9 protein-coding genes are annotated in these 10,025 nt (G+C 73.8%); 5 read left to right on the top strand and 4 right to left on the bottom strand.

The genetic code is table 11. The annotated features are described in order from the left end of the window. The first annotated feature begins 247 nt into the window (after positions 1-247). The 3 genes from B0E53_RS40255 (at position 248) to sigJ (ending at position 2,880) form a co-directional block, all read left to right on the top strand. Positions 248-1,258, top strand: a complete 1,011-nt coding sequence (locus B0E53_RS40255; RefSeq protein WP_107078789.1) for an ArsR family transcriptional regulator — start codon at positions 248-250, stop codon at positions 1,256-1,258. 297 nt (positions 1,259-1,555) lie between these two features. Then, entirely contained in the window at positions 1,556-1,996 is a 441-nt protein-coding gene (locus tag B0E53_RS28180; RefSeq protein WP_107078788.1) for a carboxymuconolactone decarboxylase family protein, read from the top strand. Continuing rightward, a complete protein-coding gene (sigJ, locus tag B0E53_RS28175) occupies positions 1,993-2,880 on the top strand; it encodes an RNA polymerase sigma factor SigJ (RefSeq protein WP_246835640.1) in 888 nt (295 codons plus the stop codon). Before B0E53_RS28180 ends, sigJ begins: the two co-directional genes overlap by 4 nt. Before the next feature lie 56 nt (positions 2,881-2,936). On the opposite strand, the gene ndk is transcribed toward sigJ, so the two are convergent. Further along, positions 2,937-3,362 (bottom strand): nucleoside-diphosphate kinase, encoded by a 426-nt coding sequence (gene ndk, locus B0E53_RS28170; RefSeq protein WP_107078787.1) that lies wholly within the window; start codon positions 3,360-3,362, stop codon positions 2,937-2,939. Positions 3,363-3,506: 144 nt separating this feature from the next. Here ndk and B0E53_RS28165 point away from each other — a divergent pair, with 144 nt between their 5' ends. After that, the gene (locus tag B0E53_RS28165; RefSeq protein ID WP_107078786.1) at positions 3,507-4,742 is read left to right on the top strand and encodes a VOC family protein; all 1,236 of its coding nucleotides are present in this window, start codon (positions 3,507-3,509) and stop codon (positions 4,740-4,742) included. Between the two features lie 33 nt (positions 4,743-4,775). Here the strand turns inward: B0E53_RS28165 and B0E53_RS28160 are convergent, their stop codons facing one another. The 3 genes from B0E53_RS28160 to B0E53_RS28150 are packed head-to-tail and all read right to left on the bottom strand — an operon-like array spanning position 4,776 to position 9,165. Next, entirely contained in the window at positions 4,776-5,219 is a 444-nt protein-coding gene (locus B0E53_RS28160) for a DUF4233 domain-containing protein (protein ID WP_246835639.1), read from the bottom strand. Further along, on the bottom strand, positions 5,216-6,550 hold the full coding sequence (locus B0E53_RS28155; protein ID WP_107078785.1) for a folylpolyglutamate synthase/dihydrofolate synthase family protein: 1,335 nt from the start codon (positions 6,548-6,550) through the stop codon (positions 5,216-5,218). The genes B0E53_RS28160 and B0E53_RS28155 overlap by 4 nt, the downstream gene beginning before the upstream one ends. Continuing rightward, positions 6,547-9,165: a valine--tRNA ligase gene (locus B0E53_RS28150; RefSeq protein ID WP_107078784.1), complete on the bottom strand. Its 2,619-nt coding sequence runs from the start codon at positions 9,163-9,165 to the stop codon at positions 6,547-6,549. The genes B0E53_RS28155 and B0E53_RS28150 overlap by 4 nt, the downstream gene beginning before the upstream one ends. A 70-nt stretch (positions 9,166-9,235) precedes the next feature. Here B0E53_RS28150 and B0E53_RS28145 point away from each other — a divergent pair, with 70 nt between their 5' ends. Then, on the top strand, positions 9,236-9,913 hold the full coding sequence (locus B0E53_RS28145; protein WP_107078783.1) for a hypothetical protein: 678 nt from the start codon (positions 9,236-9,238) through the stop codon (positions 9,911-9,913). Positions 9,914-10,025: the final 112 nt, after the last annotated feature.

Below are 10,025 nucleotides of genomic sequence, written 5' to 3'. Positions count from 1 at the left end.
CGGCCGCCAGGCGGGGGCGGCGAGCGCGCCGGGCGCGCCGAGCACCGCGCCGCCGGCGACACCGGCCCCGGCCACCAGGCCGGCGCGGAGCAGCGTACGTCGGTCGAGTTGCGTCATGGATCCTCCCGGTTCAGAAGTCGCCATGCCGGTCTACCGGCCCGACATGACCGTGGGTGCCGCCCGAGGTGGCCGGCACCTCAACGACGGCTGTCGAAACCCGCCACACCGGTACCGGTAGCCTCGCGGCGTGATCCGGATCCATCTGGACGACAGGACCGTGGCCCACACCCGGATCGCGGTCAGTCCGCTGTGGGAGATCCAGGCCGGCTTCTGGCTGCTGCACCGCAACCCCGACGAGCTGCCCTGGCCCTACACGGACTGGGCCCGGCAGGCCCGCCGGATGCTGGCCGGGCTGCCCGCCTCGGCGCCGCTGCGGGTCTACCTGGACGCCGGGGCGAACATGCCGGACTTCCTCAGCCCGATCCCGCCCACCGCCGCGCCGACCCTGGCCGAGGAGACCGCCGCGCTGCGGGAGACCCCGGTGGAACTGGTCGCCGAGCAGCTCGCCCGGCACTGGCCGGACGGCGTCCCGGACTGGCTGCGCCCGTACGCGACCGACCCGCGCGCCGCCCTCGACCGGGTCGCCGACGACCTGCTCAGCTGGTGGGAGGCGGCGCTCGCGCCCTGGTGGCCGGCGATGCGGGCGGCCTTGGACGAGGAGGTGCTGCACCGGGCCCGGGCGCTGGCCGCCGACGGGCCGGACGCGCTCCTGGCCGACCTGCACGAGCAGGCCCAATGGGAGCGGCCGGTGCTGACCGTGGTGAAGCCGTGGGAGCAGGAGGTCCGCGCCGCCGACCAGCGGCTGCTCCTCATTCCGCTGATCTTCTCCGGCGGTGGGCTGGCCTGCTCCACCGACCACCCGAACGTGGTGGCGGTCTCCTACCCGGCACGGGGCGCGGCGCTGCTGGCGGCCGGGCCGGCCGGGCATCCGGATCCCGGCACCGACCGCCTGGCGCTGCTGCTCGGCCGGGGCCGGGCCACGGTGCTGCGGGCACTGGCCCGCCCGGCCACCACCGCCGGGCTGGCCGCTGCCCTCGGGCTGGCGCCGAGCACCGTCTCCGAGCACCTGTCCGCGCTGCTCGCCGCCGGGGTCGTGCACCGCCGGCGGGCCGGCCGCCGGGTGCTCTACGGGCTGGAGCCCGCCGGCGTCGCCCTGCTGGGCCTGCTCTCCGGCGAGCCGGTCCGCAGCACCGCCTGAGGATTCGGTCCGGCCCGAATCCATGGCGCCACCGGCCGCCCGCGCCTAGCGTGACCCGCGTAACACCGGCCCGCCCGGTGGTCGCCTCGCGTCCGCCCGGGTCACCCGGTCGACGCCGCGGGGCGGGGAGCGGTCCGCAGCGTCGACCGGGGGTCGACACGGGAAGCTGTCCGGCCCGGTTCCCCCCACGCGCCGCCGGGCAGCTCCTCCCATGACCACCGTCACACCCTCGCACCGTCACACCGCGCCGGCCCGGATCCGTCGTGTGGGCGTACCGACGAGACGAGGGAGGCGGCAATGAGCCGAATGAACGTGGCAGCGGTGGCGCCGGAGGCGTACCAGGCGGTGCTCGGCCTGGAGAAGTACCTCCGGACGAACGTGGACCACACCGTGCTGGAGCTGGTCAAGCTGCGCGCGTCGATGATGAACGGCTGCGCGTTCTGCGTCGACATGCACAGCCGGGAGGCGCTGGCGGCCGGCGAGTCCAGCCGGCGGCTGTTCGCGGTGGCGGCGTGGCGCGAGGCGCCCTTCTTCGACGAGCGGGAGCGGGCCGCGCTGGCGCTGACCGAGGCGGTGACCCGGCTCGGCGAGCACGGCGTGCCGGACGACGTGTGGGACGCCGCCGCGAAGGTCTGGTCGGAGAAGGAACTGGCTGACCTGCTGATCGCGATCGCCACAATCAACGTGTGGAACCGGATCTCAGTGAGCACCCGTACCGAGCCGCCGGCCGAGGTGTGACCTCACCCTCGGCTGCGGCGCAGGCGGCCGGTGCGCTCACCGCGCACCGGCCGATGCTGCTCGGGCTGGCGTACCGGCTGCTCGGCAGCCTGCACGACGCCGAGGACGTGCTCCAGGAGGCGTACCTGCGCTGGCTGGCCGTCGACCGGGACAGCGTGGCCGAACCGCGCCGCTACCTGTCCCGGGTGGTCGCCCGGCTCGCCCTGGACCGGCTGCGGGCCCGGCAGGCGGCCCGGGAGACGTACGTCGGGCCGTGGCTGCCCGAGCCGGTCCCGACCGACCCGTCGCCGTTCGGGCCGCTGGACACCGTCGAGCAGCGGGAGACGCTCTCCACCGCGCTGCTGCACCTGCTGGAACGGCTCACCCCGCCCGAGCGCGCGGTGTACGTGCTGCACACCGCCTTCGCCCTGCCGTACGCCGAGATCGGCGACCTGCTGGACCGGTCCGCGGCGGACTGCCGGCAACTGCACCACCGGGCGGTCGCCCGGATCGCCGACGGCCGGCGTCGGTTCACCGCCGGAGCGGCGGAGCAGCGCCGGCTGCTCGACGCCTTCCTGGCCGCGGCGCGCGACGGCGACCTGGCCCGGTTGACCGGTCTGGTCGCCGCCGACGCCACCGCCTGGAACGACGGTGGCGGCCGGGTCTCGGCAGCCCGCAACCCGGTCCTCGGCGCGGAGCGGATCGCCCGCTTCTTCACCGGCCTGTACCACCGCCGCCACCCCGGCGTCCGGGGCGCCCCGATCGAGCTCAACGGCGCGCCGGCGCTGCTGCTGCACCTGCCGTCCGGCCCCCGCTACACGCTCTCCGTGGCCGCCGCCGACGGCCGGATCACCGGCTTCTACCTGGTCGGCAACCCGGACAAGCTGACCCGCCTGCCCAGCTGAGCACGTGCGACGGCCCCGGCCCGCGGGCGCGGAACCGGGGCCGTGGCGAAGCCGGGTCAGCTCAGCTCGGGGAACCAGAGGCCGATCTCGCGCTTGGCGCTGTCGACCGAGTCGGAGGCGTGCACCAAGTTCTCCCGGTTGGAGAGGGAGAAGTCGCCGCGGATCGTACCGGCGGCGGCCCTGCGGCCGTCGGTGCTGCCGATCATCCCGCGGACCACCTCGATCACCTGGTCGCCGGAGAGCACCAGGGCGACCAGCGGACCGCCGGTCATGAACGCCTTCAGCGGCGGGTAGAACGGCTTGTCCACGTGCTCGGCGTAGTGCTGGTCGGCGAAGTCGCCGTCCATGGTGCGGGTCACCAGCGCGTCGATCCGCAGGCCCTTGCGCTCGAAACGGGCGAGGATCTCCCCCACCAGACCGCGGCGGACCGCGTCGGGCTTGATCAGTACGAGCGTGCGCTCGTCCGGGCTGCTGCTGGACACGCTGGTTTCCTCCTGTGCGCGGAACCGGGTCGGGCTGGGTACGGTCAGCGTAGCGACCCGGTCCTGGCCCCGGCGCGGCGGCTGCTCCTTCCCTGGGTCGTCGCGGCGGCCTAGCCTGGCCCTGGAACCCCTGGGAGGTCCACTGTGGCGAATGGCGGGAACCGACCCATCGCGCCGGTGCGCAAGCTGATCGGTGCCGTGCTGGGCACCCTGGCCACGTTCGTGATCCTGTTCGGGCTGGGCATGACGAGCTGGGCCATCGTGGCGCTCGGTTTCGCCCTGCTGGTGCTGGCCATCGCCCTGGCCACGGTCCGCGGCGGCGGCCGCACCTGGGTGGTCGGGCTGGGTCACGTCCACAGCGCCTCCGAGCCGCCCACCCAGTACGCCTTCGGCCGCTGCGAGCTGCAACTGGTGATCGACGCGCCCGGCCTGCCGCCCCGGTCCAAGAAGATCATCGAGCCGCGGGTCCCGGTCGCCAAGTGGCCGTCGCTGGGCCAGGCGCTGCCGGTCCGGGTCGCCCTGGACGACCAGCGGCACGTCCGCGTCCTCTGGGACGAGGTGCCCACCCACGCCGAGAGCGCCGCCGCGGTGGCCGACCTCCCGCCCGAGTACGCCGACCCGGACCCGGTCGACGAGGTGCTGATCGGGCAGGAGGCCCCGCCGTGGGCCGACCGGGCCCCGGAGGACGACTTCCCGTCCGCGCCGGACCCCCTCCTCGACGACCTCACCGTGCTGCCGGAGGAACGGGAGCCGGTGGTGCTGCACCAGCGCCCCGGCGGCGGGGTGGTGCTGGAGGGGCAACTCGTCGAGCCGGCCACGGGCGCCCCGCTCCCCCGCCGGGCCCCGGCGCCCCGCCCGCCGGCCGAGGAGCGGTTCGACACCGTGCCGGTGGACCCGATCGACGTCCCGCTGGACGAGCCGGCCGACGAGGCGCCGCCCACCCCGGAGGAGCTGGACGAGGCCATCTTCGGCCCGGCAGGCGACGACGAGCCGGCCGAGGTGGCGAGCCCGATCAGCGGGGTCGGCATCACCCTGCTCGTCACCGACCTGGACCGGTCCCTGGACTTCTACCAGGACCTCGGCTTCAGCGAGCTGGACCGGGGCGAGGGCAACGCCGTGCTCGCCTCCGGGCCGACCCGCCTGGTGCTGCGCCGGGTGACCGGGGCCGCCCCGATCAGCCGCCGGCTGGTCCACGTCAACCTGGAGGTCGACGACATCCAGGCGGCGTACCAGCGGCTGCGCGGGTCGGGCGTCCGGTTCACGTACGCCCCGCGGGTGGTCAACCGGGGCACGAAGCTGGAGGTGTGGGCGGCCGCCTTCCGCGACCCGGACGGGCACGGCGTCGCGCTCACCCAGTGGCGCACCCTCGCCGACGCCTGAGCCCCGCCGCGTGGGCGGCGACGGGGTCCCGGCTCAGCCGAGGATGACCCGTCGCACGTGCAGCGCGTACGCCCACACCAGCGCGAACATGACGCCGAGCGCGAACAGCGACCAGTGCAGCAGCCCGGCGAGCAGCAGCAGGCCCTGCAACACCGTGCCGGCGTGCCACGCCCAGGCCCGCTTCATCTGGCCGGCGAGCACCACGCAGGCGACCGCCAGCGCGACGATCGCGGCGACGGCCGCCCCGCTCAGGTCGCCGCCGACCACCCGGATCGGCTGGATGGCCAGCAGCAGCACGAGCGCCTCCAGCGCCAGCGTGCCGGCGCCGAGGCCGCGGACCGCCTTGTCGGGGTTGCGCAGCCCGGACCGCCGCTGCCCGCCACCCTCGGCCTGAGCGCCTCCGGACGGCGCGCCCTCGGTTGGGACGCCTTCGGTCGGCGCGCCCTGGCCGGGGCGCTCGTCCACCGGGCCGGTCATCGCTTGAGCAGCCGGCGGGCGTCGGCCACGGTCACCACCGATCCGGTGATCAGCACGCCCACCCCGACCAGCTCGCCCGGCACGTCGGACTCGGCCTCGGCGACGGCCGCCTCGATGGCGTCCGGCATCTCCTCGGTCACCTGCACCCGATCCGGCCCGAAGGTCTCCCGGGCCAGCGCGGCCAGCTCGTCGACGGGCATCGCCCGGGGCGAGCTGTTCTCGGTCACCACGATCGAGTCGAGCACCGGCTCCAGCAGCTCCAGCAGGCTGGCCGCGTCCTTGTCGCCGAGCACGGCGAGCACACCGACCAGCTTGCTGAACGCGAACTCCTCCTGGAGCGCGGTGACGGTGGCGGCCATCCCGTGCGGGTTGTGCGCGCCGTCGAGCAGGATCGTCGGGGCGGTACGCACCTTCTCCAGCCGCCCCGGCGAGCTGGTCGCGGCGAAGCCCTCCCGGACCGCCTCGATGTCGAGCTGGCGCCGCGCGCCCGCGCCGAGGAACGCCTCCACCGCGGCCAGCGCCACGGCGGCGTTCTGCGCCTGGTGGGCGCCGTGCAGCGGGATGAAGATCTCCTCGTACACGCCGCCCAGGCCCTGGATGGTGAGCACCTGGCCGCCGACGGCGACCGCGCGGCGCAGCACGCCGAACTCGGCGCCCTCCCGGGCGACGGTGGCGCCCACCTCGGCGCAGCGCTCCAGGATCGGCCGGGCGGCCTCCTCCTCCTGTGCCGCCGCGATCACCGTGGCGCCGGAGTGGATGATGCCGGCCTTGTGCAGCGCGATGTCCTCGATGGTGTCGCCCAGCCACTCGGTGTGGTCGAGCCCGATCGGGGTGATCACCGCGACCCCGGCCTGGATCACGTTGGTGGCGTCCTCGGCGCCGCCGAGCCCCACCTCCACCACGGCGACGTCCACCGGGGCGTCCGCGAAGGTGGCGAAGGCCAGCGCGGTGGTCAGGTCGAAGTACGTCAGCGGCTCGGCCGAGCGCTGGTCGACCAGCTCCGCCAGCGGCGCCACCTCGCGGTACGTGGCCACGAAGCGGTCCTCGCTGACCGGCTCGCCGTCCAGGCTGATCCGCTCCCGGACGGTCTCCAGGTGCGGGCTGGTGTAGCGGCCGGTGTGCAGCCCGAACGCCCGCAGCACCGAGTCGATCATCCGGGCCGTCGAGGTCTTGCCGTTGGTGCCGGTCAGGTGGATCGACGGGTACGCCCGCTGCGGGCTGCCGAGCAGGTCGAGCAGGCTCTCGATCTTCTCCAGCTCGAAGTGCATGCGGGTGAAGCCGCGCGCGTTGAGCGCGGCCTCCACCTCGGCGAATTCGGTACGGTCGGTCACGACGGCAGCGCCTCCAGGGCGGCGTCGATCCGGACCAGATCCGCCTCGGCCACCGCCAGCCGCTCGCGGATCTTGGCAACCACCGGCTCGGGGGCCTTGCCGACGAACGCCGGGTTGTCCAGCTTGGCCCGCGCCTGCGCGACCTCCTTCTCGGCCGCCGCCCGGTCCTTGGTCAGTCGGGCCCGCTCGGCGGCCACGTCGATCGAGCCCCGGGTGTCCAGCGCGACGCTTACCTCGCCCGGCATGGCGAGGGTGGCGCTGGCCTGGAAGTCGTCGCCGGGCGCGTCGAGCCGGACCAGCGAGCGGACCAGCGGTTCGTGCACCGCGATGCCCGCGCCGGTCAGGCCGTCGAGCCGGGCCGCCACCCGCTGCGTCGGGCGCAGCCCCTGGTCGGAACGGAACCGCCGGATCTCGGTCACCACCCGCTGGAGGGTGCCGACCTCGACCTCCGCGGCGTCGTCGATGCCGGTACGGTCGGCCGCCGGCCAGGCGGCGGTCATCACCGTCTCGGCGCCGGTCAGTGCGGTCCACAGCTCGTCGGTGACGAACGGGATCACCGGGTGCAGCAGGCGCAGCAACTGGTCCAGCACGTGACCGAGCACCCGGCGGGTGGCGTCGGCGGCCGGGCCGCCCTCGGCGAGCACCGGCTTGCTCAGCTCCACGTACCAGTCGCAGACGTCGTCCCAGGCGAAGTGGTAGAGCAGGTCACAGACCTTGGCGAACTCGTACGCCTCGAACTGCTCGTCCACCTCGGCGGTGACGTGCGCCAGTCGGGAGAGGATCCACCTGTCAACGGTCGACAGCTCCGCCGGGGCGGGCACCGGCCCCTCGGTGTGCGCGCCGTTCAGCAGCGCGAACCGGGTGGCGTTCCAGAGCTTGTTGCAGAAGTTCCGCGAGCCCTGGCACCACTCCTCGCTGACCGGCACGTCCTGACCGGGGTTGGCGCCGCGGGCCAGGGTGAACCGGGTGGCGTCGGCGCCGAACCGGTCGATCCAGTCCAGCGGGTCCACCACGTTGCCGAACGACTTCGACATCTTCTTGCCGTGCTCGTCGCGGACCATGCCGTGCAGGGCGACCACGTCGAACGGCTGCACGCCGTCCATGGCGTACAGGCCGAACATCATCATCCGGGCGACCCAGAAGAAGAGGATGTCGTAGCCGGTGACCAGCACGCTGGTCGGGTAGAACTTCGCCAGGTCGGGGGTGCGCTCCGGCCAGCCGAGGGTGGAGAACGGCCAGAGGCCGCTGGAGAACCACGTGTCCAGGACGTCCTCGTCCTGCCGCCAGCCGTCGCCGGTCGGCGGCTCCTCGTCGGGTCCGACGCAGACGATCTCGCCGTCCGGGCCGTACCAGACGGGGATGCGGTGACCCCACCAGAGCTGCCGGGAGATGCACCAGTCGTGCATGTTGTCGACCCAGGCGAAGTAGCGCTTGGCCAGCTCGGCCGGCTCGATCTTCACCCGGCCGTCGCGGACCGCGTCACCGGCCGCCTTGGCCAGCGGGGCGGTATTGACGAACCACTGCAGCGACAGCCGCGGCTCGACCGTGGTCTTGCACCGGGAGCAGTGCCCCACGGCGTGCACGTACGGACGCTTCTCGGCCACGATCAGGCCCTGCTCGCGCAGCGCCGCCACGATCGCCGGGCGGGCCTCGTACCGGTCCAGGCCCTGGAAGGGGCCCGGCGCCGTGATGATGCCGCGCTCGTCCATGACCGTGAGCTGCGGCAGGTCGTGCCGCTGGCCGATCTCGAAGTCGTTCGGGTCGTGCGCCGGGGTCACCTTGACCATGCCGGTGCCGAAGCTCGGGTCGACGTGCTCGTCGGCGACGATCGGGATCCGCCGGTCGGTCAGCGGCAGGGCCACCTCGGTGCCGATCAGGTGCCGGTAGCGCTCGTCGTCGGGGTGCACCGCGACCGCGGTGTCGCCGAGCATGGTCTCGGCCCGGGTGGTGGCCACCACGACCTCGTCGCTGTAGCGGATCGAGATCAGCTCGCCCTCGTCGTCGGTGTGCTCGACCTCGATGTCGGAGAGCGCGGTGAGGCAGCGCGGGCACCAGTTGATGATCCGGTTCGCCCGGTAGATGAGCCCGTCGTCGAAGAGCTTCTTGAACATGGTCTGGACGGCCCGGGACAGGCCCTCGTCCATGGTGAAGCGCTCGCGGTCCCAGTCGACCGCGTCGCCGAGGCGGCGCATCTGGCCCAGGATGGCGCCGCCGGACTCGGCCTTCCACTGCCAGACCCGCTCGACGAACTTCTCCCGGCCCAGGTCGTGCCGGGACAGTCCCTCGCCGGCGAGCTGCCGCTCGACCAGGTTCTGGGTGGCGATGCCGGCGTGGTCCATGCCGGGCAGCCACAGCGCCTCGTAGCCCTGCATCCGCTTACGCCGGTTCAACGCGTCCATCAGGGTGTGCTCGAACGCGTGGCCCATGTGCAGCGAGCCGGTGACGTTCGGCGGCGGGATGACGATGGCGAAGGGCGGCTTGTCGCTCTGCGCCGACGCCCGGAAGTGGCCGGCGGCTACCCACTGCTCGTACCGTCGCTGCTCTACCTCGCCGGGCTGGTACTGGCCGGCAAGGGTCGGGGCGTCGGGGCGTCGGGCATCCAGTCTCTCGGTCACCCTGAAAGTCTACGGAGCGCTTTCGGAGACCCGACGTGCGCCACCTGTTAGTTCGCGTACGGTGGCGGACATGTCCGACGCGCACCTCACCGAGCGTCCGGTCGACGACGGCCCCGAGCCGGTCGACCTGACCGACGAGCCGATCCGGCTGAGCCGCCGCGACCCCGCGCTGGAGCCCGAGCGACGCCCCGCCTCGCGGCGGCGGAAGATCGCGCTCACGGCCGCGCTGGTGGTCGGGCTGGCCGGCGCCGGGGCGCTCGGCCTCGGCGGCTGGCGGGTGCTGGCGGAGAAGGACACCGAGCTGACCACGCCGGCCACCGTGGCGGGGCTCACCCGGGACGACAGCGACCGGGCCCGCAGCACCGCCGACTACCTGCGCGACGGTTTCGCCGCCGACATCGAGCTGGACCACAGCTTCGGCACGGTCTACACCGACCCGGCGGACGCCAAGCGGTCTGTGCTGCTCTTCGGCGGCACCACCCTGCTGTGGCAACCGGAGCGGGACCTGGACAGCCTGTTCGGGCTGATGGCCGACGAGACCGGCAAGGTGACGGGCCTGCAAGAGGTGGACGCGGGTCGCCTGGGCGGCGTCATGAAGTGCGGTACGACCAGCGGCGACGGCGGCGACTTCGCGGTCTGCGGCTGGGCCGACCACGGCAGCGTGGCGATGGGGATGTTCCCGGGCCGGTCGGTGGACGATTCCGCGGCGCTGTTCCGCCAACTCCGCGAGGGCATCCAGCGCCGCTGAACGGCCGGCGCCCGTCGGGGCGCCAATTCGCCTGTAAACGCAGTCAGGGCCACCCCGAAGGGTGGCCCTGACTGGAAGATTGTCCGGCGGTGTCCTACTCTCCCACACCCTC

The organism is Micromonospora sp. MH33 (assembly GCF_003013775.1).
GTDB classification, from domain to species: Bacteria; Actinomycetota; Actinomycetes; order Mycobacteriales; family Micromonosporaceae; genus Micromonospora; species Micromonospora fulviviridis.
Note: the sequence above shows the minus strand (reverse complement) of the source record. Positions and strands in the feature narration are given on the sequence as shown.

What these genes read in the sequence shown, in the direction of transcription:
- B0E53_RS28160 (WP_246835639.1), bottom strand. Translation starts at nt 5,219, where the DNA reads ATGACCGGCCCGGTGGACGAGCGCCCCGGCCAGGGCGCGCCGACCGAA.
- B0E53_RS28145 (WP_107078783.1), top strand. Translation starts at nt 9,236, where the DNA reads ATGTCCGACGCGCACCTCACCGAGCGTCCGGTCGACGACGGCCCCGAG.
- B0E53_RS28180 (WP_107078788.1), top strand. Translation starts at nt 1,556, where the DNA reads ATGAGCCGAATGAACGTGGCAGCGGTGGCGCCGGAGGCGTACCAGGCG.